Annotated in this window: 14 protein-coding genes; 3 read left to right on the top strand and 11 right to left on the bottom strand. The window is 71.4% G+C overall.

The genetic code is table 11. The features are described from left to right. Window positions 1–25: 25 nt before the first annotated feature. Window positions 26–658 carry an O-methyltransferase gene (locus tag ACY3FI_RS04235; RefSeq protein WP_462549504.1) on the top strand — a complete coding sequence of 211 codons (633 nt, stop codon included), beginning with the start codon at window positions 26–28 and terminating at the stop codon, window positions 656–658. Between the two features lie 45 nt (window positions 659–703). Here ACY3FI_RS04235 and ACY3FI_RS04230 read toward each other — a convergent pair whose 3' ends face one another. Together ACY3FI_RS04230 and ACY3FI_RS04225 are read right to left on the bottom strand one after the other, a co-directional pair. Next, a complete protein-coding gene (locus tag ACY3FI_RS04230) occupies window positions 704–1426 on the bottom strand; it encodes an AAA family ATPase (RefSeq protein ID WP_462549503.1) in 723 nt (240 codons plus the stop codon). 91 nt (window positions 1427–1517) lie between these two features. Continuing rightward, the gene (locus ACY3FI_RS04225; RefSeq protein WP_017887054.1) at window positions 1518–1688 is read right to left on the bottom strand and encodes a DUF3117 domain-containing protein; all 171 of its coding nucleotides are present in this window, start codon (window positions 1686–1688) and stop codon (window positions 1518–1520) included. A 127-nt stretch (window positions 1689–1815) separates the two neighbouring features. Here ACY3FI_RS04225 and ACY3FI_RS04220 point away from each other — a divergent pair, with 127 nt between their 5' ends. Next, window positions 1816–2967 (top strand): AI-2E family transporter, encoded by a 1152-nt coding sequence (locus ACY3FI_RS04220; protein ID WP_462549502.1) that lies wholly within the window; start codon window positions 1816–1818, stop codon window positions 2965–2967. Here the strand turns inward: ACY3FI_RS04220 and ACY3FI_RS04215 are convergent. Then, window positions 2946–4190 carry a putative hexosyltransferase gene (locus tag ACY3FI_RS04215; RefSeq protein ID WP_462549501.1) on the bottom strand — a complete coding sequence of 415 codons (1245 nt, stop codon included), beginning with the start codon at window positions 4188–4190 and terminating at the stop codon, window positions 2946–2948. The genes ACY3FI_RS04220 and ACY3FI_RS04215 overlap by 22 nt on opposite strands. Beyond that, window positions 4175–5257: a succinyl-diaminopimelate desuccinylase gene (dapE, locus tag ACY3FI_RS04210; protein ID WP_462549500.1), complete on the bottom strand. Its 1083-nt coding sequence runs from the start codon at window positions 5255–5257 to the stop codon at window positions 4175–4177. Before dapE ends, ACY3FI_RS04215 begins: the two co-directional genes overlap by 16 nt. A 76-nt stretch (window positions 5258–5333) precedes the next feature. Here dapE and dapD point away from each other — a divergent pair, with 76 nt between their 5' ends. Continuing rightward, entirely contained in the window at window positions 5334–6302 is a 969-nt protein-coding gene (gene dapD, locus ACY3FI_RS04205) for a 2,3,4,5-tetrahydropyridine-2,6-dicarboxylate N-succinyltransferase (RefSeq protein ID WP_462549499.1), read from the top strand. 157 nt (window positions 6303–6459) lie between these two features. Here the strand turns inward: dapD and ACY3FI_RS04200 are convergent, their stop codons facing one another. The 7 genes from ACY3FI_RS04200 to typA form a co-directional block, all read right to left on the bottom strand. Further along, on the bottom strand, window positions 6460–7758 hold the full coding sequence (locus tag ACY3FI_RS04200; protein ID WP_462550307.1) for a citrate synthase: 1299 nt from the start codon (window positions 7756–7758) through the stop codon (window positions 6460–6462). Window positions 7759–7969: 211 nt separating this feature from the next. After that, a complete protein-coding gene (dapC, locus tag ACY3FI_RS04195) occupies window positions 7970–9088 on the bottom strand; it encodes a succinyldiaminopimelate transaminase (protein ID WP_462549498.1) in 1119 nt (372 codons plus the stop codon). Window positions 9089–9101: 13 nt separating this feature from the next. After that, the gene (gene fdxA / locus ACY3FI_RS04190; RefSeq protein WP_462549497.1) at window positions 9102–9419 is read right to left on the bottom strand and encodes a ferredoxin; all 318 of its coding nucleotides are present in this window, start codon (window positions 9417–9419) and stop codon (window positions 9102–9104) included. Window positions 9420–9455: 36 nt separating this feature from the next. Further along, on the bottom strand, window positions 9456–10640 hold the full coding sequence (locus tag ACY3FI_RS04185; RefSeq protein WP_462549496.1) for a PIG-L deacetylase family protein: 1185 nt from the start codon (window positions 10638–10640) through the stop codon (window positions 9456–9458). Between the two features lie 19 nt (window positions 10641–10659). Next, window positions 10660–11199, bottom strand: a complete 540-nt coding sequence (locus tag ACY3FI_RS04180; protein ID WP_462549495.1) for a hypothetical protein — start codon at window positions 11197–11199, stop codon at window positions 10660–10662. Between the two features lie 75 nt (window positions 11200–11274). Then, window positions 11275–12468: an amidohydrolase gene (locus ACY3FI_RS04175; RefSeq protein ID WP_462549494.1), complete on the bottom strand. Its 1194-nt coding sequence runs from the start codon at window positions 12466–12468 to the stop codon at window positions 11275–11277. Between the two features lie 109 nt (window positions 12469–12577). After that, a complete protein-coding gene (typA, locus tag ACY3FI_RS04170; protein ID WP_462549493.1) occupies window positions 12578–14500 on the bottom strand; it encodes a translational GTPase TypA in 1923 nt (640 codons plus the stop codon). Window positions 14501–14514: the final 14 nt, after the last annotated feature.

The following is a 14514-nucleotide window of genomic DNA, read 5'->3' as shown; positions in this document are numbered from 1 at the left end:
GAGTTGGACCCCGAACGGAGTGTGCGTGTCAGAGAAAGAGTCGAACTGGAAGTTCGCCGAGGACATCGTCTCGGAGTCGGAGGCGATCTCCCGTGCTCGCGAGCACTCCCTGGAACTCGGGGTCGAGGCGATCTCCCCCGCCATCGGAGCGCAGCTCGGCGTGATCGCGGCGGCCTCGCGGGCGACGAGCATCATCGAGATCGGCACGGGCCTGGGGGTCTCCGGACTGTACCTGCTCGGGGGTGCCCCGGACGCCACCCTCACGACGATCGACGTCGAGGTGGACCACCAGCAGTACGCCCGTGACGCCTACATCGCAGCGGGCACCGCACCGTCGCGGATCCGGCTGATCCCGGGCCGTGCGAACCAGGTGCTGCCGCGCATGAACGAGGCGTCGTACGACGTGGTGCTCGTGGACGCGGACCCGGAGCACGTGATCGAGTACGTCGAGCACGGGCTCCGGCTCGCGCGGGTCGGCGGCACCGTGCTCGTGCCGCACGCCCTGTGGCGCGGTCGTGTGGCGGACCCGGTCAAGCGGGATCGTGCGACGACGGACTTCCGGCTGCTGCTCACCGAGGTGTCGACGTCGGGTGCCGTCATCAGTGCGCTGTCGCCCGCGGGCGACGGGCTGCTCCAGATGACGAAGGTCTCGGCCTAGCGGAGCCGACCGGTCGGCGCTGCGTCACCGGTCTGGAGGCGCGGGTCACCCCAGGTGCCGCAGGTACCGTTCCGGGGCGGCCAGGAACGCCCGCTGGTCGCGCACCAGGTCGAGGTCACCCCACGCGGTGCGCCGGAGCCCCCACTCCCCCACCTCGTGCACGACCGCACCCGGGAACGCCGCGAGGACCGGCGAGTGCGTCGACAGCACGACCTGTCCGACACCGGTCTCGACGACCGACTGCAGCAGCCCGATGAGCGCGAGGCAGCCGGAGAACGACAGCGCCGACTCGGGCTCGTCGAGGATCCACAGTCCGGGCCACCGCGACCGGTCGATGACGAAGTCGAGGAAGGACTCGCCGTGGCTTCGCTCGTGGAAGCGCGGCTCGTCGCCACGGCCGCCGTGCTCCTCGAGGTACGTGAAGAACCCGTGCATCGTCTCAGCGCGGAGGAAGAAACCGCTCCTCGGTGCGCCGGGTTCGCGCACGAGGACGAGGTGCTCCCAGAGCTGCGACTCGGTGGGGCGGGTCGAGTGGCCGGACATCGTCGAACCGCCCTCGGGCGACATGCCGTACGCGAGGGCGATCGCCTCGACGAGGGTCGACTTGCCGACGCCGTTGTCGCCGACGAAGACCGTCACGGGGTCGAGGTCGAGCCCCTCGTCGAGCACCTGCCGCACCGGCGCGAGCGTCGCCGGCCAGGTCCCGCGCGGGAGCGGGTCGGGCGCGTACTCCTCGATGCGGCGGACGGGCAGTCTGGTGCGGGGCACCCGCCCATCCTGACGCACTGCGGGCAGTCGGGACGCACGGAGGGCCCGGAGCGTACGCGCTCCGGGCCCTCCGGCGTGGTGCTTCGACGTACTAGGCCGAGACGACCTCTGCCAGTGCGTCGTGGAGTTCCTTGGCCTCGGCGTCGTTGACCGAGACCACCAGGCGGCCTCCACCTTCGAGCGGAACCCGCACGATGATGAGTCGACCCTCCTTGACAGCCTCCATCGGCCCGTCACCGGTCCTCGGCTTCATCGCTGCCATCAGATGTCCCCTTTCGTGCAGTACATGCAGACCCATTATCCCGTATCAGAGGCGGAACTGCGAAACCCCCCAGCATCGGGGTGACGAAACGCGTCGTTCTCGCGGTTCCGCTCCGTAGCCTGCGCGGATGCCGAACAGCCGCTCCACGTCCGATCCACGCCCTCGCACGGTGGTCGACGACGCCCTGCCCGACGGCGTCAAGGTCGCCGGAGCGTTCTCGTGGCGGATGCTCGTGGTGCTCGGGGCCCTCGCCGTGGTGGTCGCCGCCGTCGTCCTGCTGCAGGACATCGTCGTGCCGTTCTGCATCGGCCTGCTGCTCTGCGCGCTCCTCGCCCCGATGTCGGCGTTCCTGCAGCGGCACCGGTGGCCGAAGTGGCTCGCGGTGCTCTCCTGCTTCCTGGCGGTCGTCGTCATCGGCGTGCTGGCACTCGTCGTCACGGCGCAGATCCGGTACGACCTGCCCTCGCTCGAACGGCGGTTGCACCACAGCGTGCAGTCGCTGCAGTCCCTGCTCGACACGCAGCCGTTCGGCATCACCACGGCGGACCTGGACAAGTGGGTGTCCGAGGCGACGTCGTTCATCGAGAAGCACGCGTCGTCGATCCTGTCCGGGTTCGGCGCCGCGGGGCTCGGGCTCGTGCACGCGCTCGAGGGCCTCTTCATCGTGGTGTTCACGACGCTGTTCGTGCTCATCGACGGCCGTCGGATCTGGTCGTGGGTGGTGCGGCTGTTCCCCCGTCGTGCCCGACCGCGGATCGACGTCGCGGGGCACGCCGGGTGGAAGACCCTGACGAGCTTCATCCGCGTGCAGCTCATCGTCGCGGTCACCGACGCCCTCGGCATCGTGATCGGCGCGCTCGCGCTCGGCCTGCCCCTCGCGATCCCGATCGGGGTCGTGGTGTTCCTCGGCGCGTTCGTGCCCGTCGTGGGCGCGATCGTGGCGGGCACCCTCGCAGTCGTGATCGCCCTCGTGTTCAACGGCTGGGTGCCGGCGCTCGTGATGCTCGCCGTCGTGATCGCCGTGCAACAGCTCGAGAGCCACGTGCTGCACCCGTTCCTCACCGGGACGGCGGTCAAGGTGCACCCGCTCGGCGTCGTGCTCGGGGTCACCGCCGGGACCACCGTCGCCGGCGTCGTCGGAGCGTTCTTCGCGGTGCCGTTCATCGCGACGGTGAACGCGATGGTGACGGCCGCCGCAGCCTGGCGTCCGACGGACGTCGGCTCGTCAGCCGTCGGCGGCGAAGCCCCGGAAGCCGATCACGGCGGGGTCCAGTCGTAGCCGTCGATCCACCAGCAGTGGTCGAGCCACACCCACTGCAACCCGATGCTGACCACCACGAGGACCACGCGGTACCAGCGTGACCGCGGCAGCGCCACGATCCCGAGCAGCGGCGCGATCGGCAGCAGGATGCGCCAGGTGCTCGACTGCGGGAAGAACACCGCGAGCAGGTACACGAGGTACGCCACGGACCAGAGCCGGAGCTCGAGGCCGATCCGTCGTGCGGCCGGCATCGCCACGAAGGCGGCGAACCCGACGAGGACCAGCACGAGCAGGACGGTGCCGGTCGGCTGCCGGAACCACCAGCCGACCCCCTGCACCCACGGGGTGAACGGCACGAGCTCACGCCAGCCGATGTACGACGAACGCCAGGCGAGCTCGGTGTCCGTGTACGCCCTCGGCACGCCGGTCACGGCCCACGCGATCGCCGGCCACGCGAGTCCGACGAGCCCCGACACGACCGCGACGACCGCGGGGGGCACCGCGGCCCGGAGCGTCAGCGGACCGGACTCGCGGACCCAGGCGGGGCGCACCGCCCACGTGACGAGGAACAGCAGGACGAACAGCGCGAACGCGAGCCCGGTCGGCCGGGTCATGCCGAGCAGGAGCACGACGGGCAGCATCGTCCACCACCGTCGGTCGACGGCGAGCAGGAGCGCCACGAGCAGCAGGAACAGTCCCATCGACTCGGCGTAGGCGACCTGGAACATCGCGGAGACGGGCGCGACGCAGAACAGCACCGTCGCGAACGTCGCCCGCGCCGGGTCGAGGAACCGGCCCATGAGCCGGCGGAACACGAGCGCAGCGCCCCACCCCGCGAGCAGGGACACCCCGACGGCGGCGACCTCGAAGGGCGCCCCGGTCAGAGCGGTGAGACCGCGGACGAGGAACGGGTACGCGGGCATGAACGCCCACGCGTTCTCGGTCACGTGCCCCGAGGCGTCGATCGGCAGCGTCGACGGGTAGCCGTTCGCCGCGATCACCCGGTACCAGGCACCGTCCCAGATCGACGCGAAGGACAGGTACGACGGGTGCTGCAGCGTGAACGAGTTCGCGGTCTGCACCCGCGCGAACGCCAGCATCAGCGCACCGGTGACGAAGCGGGCCGCGACGTAGACGACCGTGATCCGGAGCCACCACGGCACGACCCGGTACCGCGCCCGCAACCGGGCGCGGCTGCGGCGCTGTCGGATGGCCCCGGTCGTCGTCAGGCCGTCAGCCACCGACGCAGGCCGTCCTCGACCGCGGTGATCTGCTCGACGGGCACCTGCTCGTCGTCGTGGTGGGCGAACACGGGCTCGCCCGGACCGTAGTTCACCGCCGGCACGCCGAGGGCGGAGAAGCGCGCGACGTCGGTCCAGCCGTACTTCGGGCGCGGAGCCGGACCGCCGACCGCGCTGACGAAGTCCTGCGCGAGCGCGGCGTCGAGCCCCGGACGGGCACCCGCGGCGAGGTCGACGATCTGCACGTCGTACCCGTCGAAGAGCTCGCGGATGTGCGCGACCGCCTCGTCCGCCGAGCGCGAGGGGGCGAACCGGTAGTTCACGTGCACCATCGCCTCGTCGGGGATGACGTTGCCGGCGATGCCGCCGGAGATGCCCACGGCGTTCAGGCCCTCGCGGTACTCGAGCCCGTCCACCGTGACGGTGCGCGGCTCGTACGCGGCGAGGGTCGCCAGGATCGGGGCGGTCTTGTGGATCGCGTTGTCGCCGATCCAGCTCCGGGCGCTGTGCGATCGCTTGCCGAACGTGCGGACCTCGGCGCGCAGGTTGCCGTTACAACCGCCCTCGATCTGCGCCCCGGACGGCTCCCCGAGGATCGCGAAGTCGCCGGCGAGGAGCTCGGGGCGGGTGCGGGCGAGCCGACCGAGGCCGTTCAGGGAGTCGCTGACCTCCTCGTGGTCGTAGAACACCCAGGTGACGTCGACGCTCGGGGCGACGAGGTCGTACGCGAGCTTGAGCTGCACGCCGACGCCCGCCTTCATGTCGACCGTGCCCCGGCCCCAGAGGATCTCGGTGCCGTCCTCTGCGGTGCGGAACTCGCTCGGCAGGTTGCCGTTGAGCGGGACGGTGTCGATGTGCCCGGCGATGACGACCCGGCGCTCCCGGCCCAGGTGGGTCCGTGCCACGATCGCGTCGCCGTCGCGCACGACGTCGAGGTGGCCGAGCGGCGTGAGCGTCGCCTCGATCGCGTCGGCGAGCCGGCCCTCGTTGCCGGACACCGACTCGATGTCGCAGATGGCACGCGTGATGTCGATGGACGAGGCGGTGAGGTCGAGCAGCTCCGGCATGCCGTCACCCTACCGGCCCCGCCCCACCAGTCCGGGTGGACGGTCGCCCCGCGTGACCGCTCGTTACCCTGGTGCGGTGACCGAGACGACCGCACCGACCGACCGCCCGACCGCCGCCTGGGGCCACGGCCTCGCGACGATCGCCGCCGACGGCACCACCCTGGACACCTGGTACCCCGAGACCCACCTCGGCGCCCTCCCCGCCGACGCGGTGTTCCCGCCCGAGCTCGAGGCGCACGTCGGCGACGACCCGCGGCGCGAGGTCCGGATCGAGGCCGTCACGGTCGCGATCGACCTCGACGCGGCCCCGGCGAGCACACCCGACGCGTACCTCCGCCTGCACCTGCTCAGCCACCTGCACGTCGCGCCGAACACGATCAGCCTCGACGGGGTCTTCGGCCACCTGCCGATCGTCGCGTGGTCGAACGCCGGCCCCGTGCACCCGGAGGCGCTGGCCCGGCTCCGTCCGTCGCTGCAGCGCGCCGGGATCGGCGTCCACGCCGTCGACAAGTTCCCCCGGCTGCTCGACTACGTCGTGCCGGACCGCGTCCGCATCGGTGACGCCAACCGGGTCCGCCTCGGCGCGCACCTCGCCCCGGGCACGACGGTCATGCACGAGGGCTTCGTGAACTTCAACGCCGGCACCCTCGGCGACGCCATGATCGAGGGCCGCGTGTCCCAGGGCGTCGTCGTCGGGAACGGCACGGACATCGGCGGTGGCGCGTCGATCATGGGCACGCTGTCCGGCGGCGGCACGCACCGGGTGTCCCTCGGCGAGCGTGCCCTCCTCGGCGCCAACGCCGGACTCGGCATCTCGCTCGGCGACGACTCCGTGGTCGAGGCAGGCCTCTACGTGACCGCCGGCACGAAGGTGGTGCTCGTCGGCGCAGCGCCGTCGCCGGACGGCACGCCCCGCACCGTGAAGGCCGCGGAGCTCTCCGGTGTGCCGAACGTGCTGTTCCGCCGCAACTCGCTCACCGGCGCCGTCGAGGCGCTGCAGCGTCAGGGGCAGGGCATCCAGCTCAACACGGCCCTGCACGCCTAGGCGACCGCCCGGAGGCGCGGTGCCGGTCTGCGGGACGGGCACCGCGCCTCCAGTGCGAGCGTCGTGCACCGCTGAACGGACACAGCACCACGGAAGTCCGTGGTGCTGTGTCCGGAACCTGGTTCCGCCGACGGGCGGTCGCGCCGCGCCGCGCGCCTCAGCGCTTCGGCACGTCGCGTTCCGGGTGCCCCACGTAGAGCTGCTGCGGGCGCCCGATCTTGTTCAGCGGGTCGTTGTTCAGCTCGCGCCACTGCGCGATCCACCCCGGCAGGCGCCCGATCGCGAACAGGACGGTGAACATCCGCGGCGGGAAGCCCATCGCCTTGTAGATGATGCCCGTGTAGAAGTCGACGTTCGGGTAGAGCTTCCGGCTGACGAAGTACTCGTCCTCGAGCGCGATCTGCTCGAGCTCCATCGCGATGTCGAGCAGGTCGTCCTGCACCCCGAGGGAGTCGAGGACCTCGTGCGCGGACTCCTTCACGAGCTTCGCCCGCGGGTCGTAGTTCTTGTAGACGCGGTGCCCGAAGCCCATGAGCTTCACCCCGCGCTCCTTGTTCTTCACCCGCTCGACGAAGCGCGACACCGGCTCGCCGGAGTCCTTGATCTGCTGGAGCATCTCGAGCACGGCCTCGTTCGCACCGCCGTGCAGCGGCCCGTACAGTGCGTTGATGCCCGCGGAGATCGACGCGAACATGTTCGCCTTCGTCGAGCCGACGAGCCGCACCGTCGACGTCGAGGCGTTCTGCTCGTGGTCCTCGTGCAGGATCAGGAGCCGCTCGAGCGCCTTCGACAGCACCGGGTTCGGCTCGTACGTCTCGGCCATCGTGCCGAAGTTCAGTCGGAGGAAGTTGTCGACGAACGACAGCTTGTTGTCCGGGTACAGGAAGGCCTGGCCGATGGCCTTCTTGTGCGCGTACGCGGCGATCACCGGGAGCTTCGCGAGGAGCCGGACGGTCTGCAGTTCGACCTTCTCCGGGTCGTCGACGTCCATGTCGTCCTCGTAGTACGTGGACAGCGCGCTGACGGCGCTCGACAGCACGGACATCGGGTGCGCCGAGTGGGGCAGGGCGTCGAACAGCCGACGGAGGTCCTCGTGCAGCAGGGTGTGGCGGCGGATGCGGGCGTCGAACTGCTCGAGCTCGGCGTCGGTCGGCAACTCGCCGTAGATGAGGAGCCAGGCGACCTCGAGGAACGTGCAGTTCCCGGCGATCTGGTCGATGGGGTAGCCCCGGTAGCGCAGGATGCCCTGGTCGCCGTCGATGTAGGTGATGGCGCTCTTCGTCGCGCCGGTGTTCACGAACCCGTAGTCGAGCGTGTTCATGCCGGTCTGCTTCTTGAACGTCGAGATGTCGATCGCCGACGCCCCGTCGACACTCGGCAGGATCGGGAACTCCGCCGTGCCACCTGGGTACGTCAGCGTCGCGGTCGCCGTCTGCTCCTCGGCAGCGGGACTCACGGGGACGGGCGTGGTGGGCGGTGTGGCCGTCTTCTGAGCATCATCGGCAGTGTCAGTCACGGTGACAGCCTAATCGCGCCCACTGTGGCTCGTGCACCAGGAGCGGCCTCGGAATTGGTGGGAACCGCGGATTGTGTCCGGAGCGCGAGCCGGTCGGGAGGCACGGATCACCGCCGTCTCCCGGCGCGCGTCCGCTCCGTGGCCGGTCGGGTCAGACCGTGCGGACCCGGCTGCCGCTCGCCAGCCGCTGCGCGGCCGCGGCGATCCGCTCGTCGGTCGCGGTGAGCGCGATCCGTACGTGTTCGGCACCCGCGGTGCCGTAGAAGGTGCCGGGAGCGACGAGGATGCCGCGTTCGGCCAGCCACGCGACGGTGTCGAGCGCGGGTTCGCCCCGCGTTGCCCAGAGGTACAGCCCGGCCTCGCTGTGGTCGACCCGGAAGCCGGCCTGGTCGAGTGCCCGGCGGAGCATGTTCCGCCGGGTCCGGTAGCGCGCCTTCTGCTGCTGCACGTGGGTGTCGTCGGCGAGGGCGACGACCATCGCGTGCTGCACCGGCAGCGGCGGCATCATGCCGGTGTGCTTGCGGACGGCGAGGACCTCGGCGAGGACCCGTTCGTCGCCGGCGACGAACGCCGCCCGGTAGCCCGCGAGGTTGGACTGCTTCGACAGCGAGTAGACGCTGAGGACGCCGTCGACCGAGTCCCCGACGACGCGGGGGTCGAGGACCGACGGGGTCGGTTCGGCGTCGTACGGGGGCTCCCACCCGAGCTCGGCGTAGCACTCGTCGCCCACGATCACGGCGCCGAGTCCGCGCGCCCGCTCGACCGCGGCGCGGAGCTGCTCGACGCCGAGCACCCGGCCGTCCGGGTTGCCCGGGGAGTTGAGCCAGACCAGCCTCGTGCTGTCCGGCCACACGGCGGGGTCGTCGGAGGCGAGCGCCTCGGCTCGGACCAGCGCGGCACCGAGCTCGTACGTCGGGTAGGCCGCCTCGGGGAAGACGACCGTGTCGCCCGGGCCGAGGCCGAGCCAGAGGGCGAGTCCGGCGATGAACTCCTTCGAGCCGATCGTCGGGAGGACCTGCTCCGGTGTGAGGGTCACGCCCTGCCGACGGCCGTACCACTCGGCGATGGCCTCACGCAGGGCCGGGGTGCCGGCGACCTGCGGGTAGGCATGGGCGTCGGTGGCCTCGGTCAGGGCCGTCCGCACGATCGCGGGGGTGGGGTCGACCGGCGAGCCGACGCTGAGGTCGACGATGCCGCCCTCGTGCGCGGCGGCCTGCTGCTTGAACGGGACGAGCTGGTCCCAGGGGAAGTCGGGGAGGTCGAGCGGCACGGGACGCTCCGGCTCAGCCGCGGGGCGGTTCGGCGGCGACGACCGGGTGGTCCTTGTGGATCACACCGACCTTCGCGGCACCGCCGGGGGAACCGACCTCGGCGAAGAACTCGACGTTGGCTTTGTAGTAGTCGGCCCACTCGTCGGGGAGGTCGTCCTCGTAGTAGATCGCCTCGACCGGGCAGACGGGCTCGCAGGCACCGCAGTCCACGCACTCGTCGGGGTGGATGTAGAGCGACCGGTCACCCTCGTAGATGCAGTCGACCGGGCATTCGTCGATGCAGGCGCGGTCCTTGACGTCGACACAGGGCTGAGCGATCACGTAGGTCACGGTGCGGGTGCTCCCTTCGACTGAGCGCGTCCGAGTCTACTCGCGCGGCCGCGAGGCCCCTGACCGCAGCCCGGAGAGGTCGGGCCATGCGAGCGCGAGGAGGGTGATCAGCGCCGGCGCGAAGGTCCACACGTACCCGGCGGCGTTCGCGAGCACGAGCGGCGACGACTGGCCGCCGACGGACACGAGCACCTGCGTCGCGACGATCACGGCGATCCCGAACGCCGCGACGAGCACGCGCGACCGGGAGAGCAGGCGCAGGCCCACCGCCAGGCCGACCACGATGAGCGTCGTGAGCACCATGCCGACCGGGAACCCGCCGAGGGACTGCTGGTGCGTCACGGTGCCGAGTGCGCCCGTCACGAGCCCGAGCACGGCGGCGACGACCACCGCGGTCATCTTCCCCTGCCGGCTCAGCTCCGCGTACGTCTGCGGCGTCGCGGGCACCGGGTCGGCGTCGTACCGGTAGGCCTCGACGGCGGGAGCGTGTTGCCGGACGCCGTGCGGCATCACCCACGACAGCGCCGTCGGGTCGGCCGGGTCCTCGCGGTCGACGGCGACCTGCGAGCGGTACTGCTCGACGGCGGCGCGGACCTTCGCATGGACCGGCACGACGTCGACCGTCAGGTCGGCCTCGGTCGTGGTCGGGTCGACGACCATCGAGAACGGGACCTCCTCGGCCTTCGCGGCGTACCGGGCCGCGTGGTGCACGCGCACGTGGTCCGGGTGGCCGTAGCCGCCGTCGTCCGCGTAGCTGACCACCGCGTCCGCGCCCGTCGACCGGATCGCGGCGCGGACGTCGTCGACGACCTCACCGAGGTCGGCCGCGGTGAGCGAGTCCGCGGGGGCGTCGTCGGCGGCGGCGGCTCGGCCGTCCGGTCCCCACTGCATCCCCGAGTCCGTGTACCGACGCTCGGGCAGGTCGGTCGGCCGGGCACCCCGTCCGCCGAGCCACAGGTGCCGGGCTCCGCCGAGGGCGGCCAGCGCCGCGGCGATCTCGGTCTCGCGGTGCGCGGCCACGCGGGGTCCGTCGCCGGCGAGGGGCGCGAGGACGGCGGTCAGCATCTCCCCGCGCTCGCCCCGCGTCGCGGTCAGCACGGTCACCTCGGCGCCGAGCTCGAGCAGCGTCGCGATCGTCCCGCCGGTCGAGAGGGTCTCGTCGTCGGGGTGGGCGTGCACGAACAGGACGCGCTCGGGGCGCGTGGCGGGGACCTTGGACATCGTCCCCCAGGGTACTTCGCTAGCGGGGCGTGACGATGTACGTCGCGGTGACGCCGCCGTCGCCGTCCGACACGGTCAGCACCACCCGGTACGCGTCGCTCCGGAACATGCCGAAGGCGCTCTTGGTGTCCGCCCGCTTCGCCGACTCGGTGAACCCGGCCGCGGTCAGCCGGTCGGTCGCCGCGGTGAAGTCGTCGACCGACCCGGCGCGCACCTGGACGACCCAGCCGGACCCGTTCGGCCCCGCTCCCCCGCCGAGGACGGTGCCGTCGACGAGCGGGACCTCCTTCGTCGGGAAGCCCTCGGGCACCTGGCCGTCGCTGGTGACGTCCGCGCCCTTGAGCGCCGTGTCGAGTGCGCCGTCGATCCCGCCCGCGACCGAGGCCATGCCGTCCTGGATCGCTCGGCCGTCGATCCCCCGCACAGCCTCGGACACGTCGGAGGCCACGGAGGACCCGAGGTCGGTGGCCTGCTGGACGGACTCGGACGAGCAGCCGGTCAGCCCGGCGAGGGCGATGCCGGCGGCGACGGCGGCGATCAGGGTTCGGGACGTTCGCATGGGCAGCACCCTAGGGGTCGAGCCGGGAGGCGCGGCGTGCGTTGGCTGTGGATCTCCCGCCCGCCGCGCCCCGGGTCAGGACAGGTACGCGCGGGCCGCGGCGGTCAGGGCGTCGACCCCGACCGGGATCGCGGTCTCGGCCTGCGGCGCGTAGAACGGCGAGTGGTTGCTCGGGATCTCCTCGCCCCGGCGGAACAGCTCCGGGTCGGTGATCCCGGTGAACCAGTACACGAGCGGCACCCCCGCCGCGGTGGCGAGCTGGCCGACGTCCTCCGACGCCATCGCGAGGCCGATCTCGAGGTCGCGGGCGTCCGGCACGGCACCGCGGAGCGCCTCGAGGACGCGCTGGGCCGCCTCGGCGTCGTTGACGGTGACCTCGGCGCCCGGTGCACGCTCGATGGTGGGAGCGGGCAGCCCGCCGGCGTCGCTCTCGGCGCGGACGATGCGCTCGATCGAGGCGATGATGCGCTCACGGGTCTCCTCGTTGCGGGCACGCGTCGAGATCTCGATGACGGCCTGGTCGGGGATGATGTTCGGCCGGGTGCCCGCGTGGAAGCTGCCGACCGTGACGACGCCGGCGTCCGACGGGGACACCTCGCGCGAGACCACGGTCTGCAGCCGCACGACGGCGCTGGCCGCGGTGACGATCGGGTCGAGGGAGGCCTGCGGCGCCGAACCGTGCGCGCCCCGGCCGTTGAAGGTCACCGTGAGGCGGTCGCTCGACGCCATCACCGGGCCCGACCCGACCGCGACGATGCCGACGGGCGCGGGTGCTGAGTGCTGCCCGAGCACGACGACGGGTGCCGGGAAGCGCTCGACGAGGCCGTCCTCGATCATCGACCGGGCGCCCGAGATGACCTCTTCCGCCGGCTGGAACACGGCGACGACCGTGCCGTGCCAGGCGTCACGGGTGTCGACGAGGCGCTCGAGCGTGCCGAGCAACCACGTGACGTGGATGTCGTGCCCGCAGGCGTGCATGGTCGGGACCTCGGTGCCGTCGTCGCCCTGCCCGGTGTGCGCGCTGGCGTACGGCAGGCCGGTGCGCTCCTGCACGGGCAGTCCGTCCATGTCGGCGCGGAGCCACACGACCGGGCCGTCGCCGTTCGTCAGGACGCCGACGACGCCCGTGCCGCCCACGCCCGTGGTGACCTCGATGCCGCCGAGCTCCGCGAGCCGGTCGGCGATCACGCCGGCCGTGCGGTGCTCCTGGAAGCCGAGCTCCGGGTGGGCGTGCAGGTCCTGGTACAGCGAGAGGAGGTCGAGAGTCACGCTGTCCACCGTATCCCCGAACACGGAGCGCACAGTCGCCGACGGCCCGGCCACCTCGACGAGGTGACCGGGCCGTCGGACGGAGGGCGTGCCTCCAGGCTGTCCCGGGTTACGCGTCCTGGCGCTTCAGGCGGGCGTAGGAGCGCTGGCGTGCCTGCGCGTCGAGCTCGACCTTGCGGATGCGGACGGCGTCGGGGGTGACCTCGACGCACTCGTCCTCACGCGCGAACTCCAGGCACTCCTCGAGGGAGAGCTGGCGCGACGGCGTCATCGACTCGAAGGAGTCGGCGTTCGCCGAACGCATGTTCGTGAGCTTCTTCTCCTTCGTGATGTTGACGTCCATGTCGTCGGCGCGCGAGTTCTCGCCGATGACCATGCCCTCGTAGACCTCTTCGGTCGGGTTCACGAAGAACGACATGCGCTCCTGGAGGTTCGTGATGGCGAACGGCGTCACGACACCCGAACGGTCGGAGACGATCGAGCCGTTGATGCGGGTCTGGATCGGGCCGGCCCACTCGTCGTAGCCGTGGAAGATCGCGTTCGCGATGCCGGTGCCGCGGGTCTCCGTCAGGAAGGACGTGCGGAAGCCGATCAGGCCACGCGACGGCACGATGAACTCCATGCGGATCCAGCCGGTGCCGTGGTTCGTCATGTTCTCCATGCGACCCTTGCGCGCGGCCATAAGCTGCGTGATCGCGCCGAGGTGCTCCTCCGGCGTGTCGATCGTCATGTGCTCGTACGGCTCCTGCAGCTTGCCGTTCTCGTCACGCCGGGTGACGACCTGCGGCTTGCCGACGGTGAGCTCGAAGCCCTCGCGACGCATCTGCTCGACCAGGATGGCGAGCGCGAGCTCGCCACGGCCCTGGACCTCCCAGGCGTCCGGACGCCCGATGTCCTCGACCTTGAGCGAGACGTTGCCGATGAGCTCGCGGTCGAGGCGCTCCTTGACCATGCGGGCGGTCAGCTTGTGACCCTTGACCTTGCCGACGAGCGGCGAGGTGTTCGTGCCGATGGTCATCGAGATCGCCGGGGCGTCGACCGTGATGGTCGGCAGCGGCCGGACGTCCTCGGGGTCGGACAGCGTCTCACCGATGGTGATCGTGTCGAAGCCGGCGACGGCGACGATGTCGCCCGGGCCCGCAGACTCCGCCGGGTAGCGGTCGAGCGCCTTCGTGATGAGGAGCTCCGTGATGCGGGCGTTCACGACGCTGCCGTCGTGCTTCACCCAGGCCACGGTCTGGCCCTTCTTCATGGTGCCGTGGAAGATGCGGAGCAGCGCGAGGCGGCCGAGGAACGGCGAGGCGTCGAGGTTCGTGACGTGCGCCTGCAGCGGGTGCTCGTCGTCGTACTTCGGCGCGGGGACGTGCTGCAGGATGGCCTCGAACAGCGGCTCGAGGTCGTCGTTGTCCGGCAGCGTGCCGTCCTCGGGCTTGTTGCGGCTCGCGGCACCGGCGCGGCCCGAGGCGTAGACCACCGGGACGTCGAGGATCGCGTCGAGGTCGAGGTCGTCGACCTCGTCCGACAGGTCGGAGGCCAGGCCGAGGAGCAGGTCCTGCGACTCGGAGACGACCTCGTCGATGCGGGAGTCCGGGCGGTCCGTCTTGTTGACGAGCAGGATCACCGGGAGCTTGGCAGCGAGCGCCTTGCGGAGCACGAAGCGGGTCTGGGGCAGCGGGCCCTCGGACGCGTCGACGAGCAGGACCACGCCGTCGACCATGGAGAGGCCGCGCTCGACCTCACCACCGAAGTCGGCGTGGCCGGGGGTGTCGATCACGTTGATCGTGATGCGACCGCCCGGGTTGAACTCCTCGGCGTGCTTCCCGTTGTAGAGCACCGAGGTGTTCTTCGCGAGGATGGTGATGCCCTTCTCGCGCTCGAGGTCGTTCGAGTCCATCATGCGGTCTTCGCCCTCGAAGTGGGCGTCGAACGAGTTGGTCTGCGTGAGCATCGCATCGACGAGGGTGGTCTTGCCGTGGTCGACGTGTGCCACGATGGCGACGTTGCGCAGGTCGGACCGGGTGGCGAGCGCCATACAGGACATCCTTC

The organism is Curtobacterium sp. RM9, from assembly GCF_054956955.1.
The sequence above is the reverse complement of the archived record's forward strand: the minus strand, read 5'-3'. Positions and strand labels throughout refer to the sequence as shown.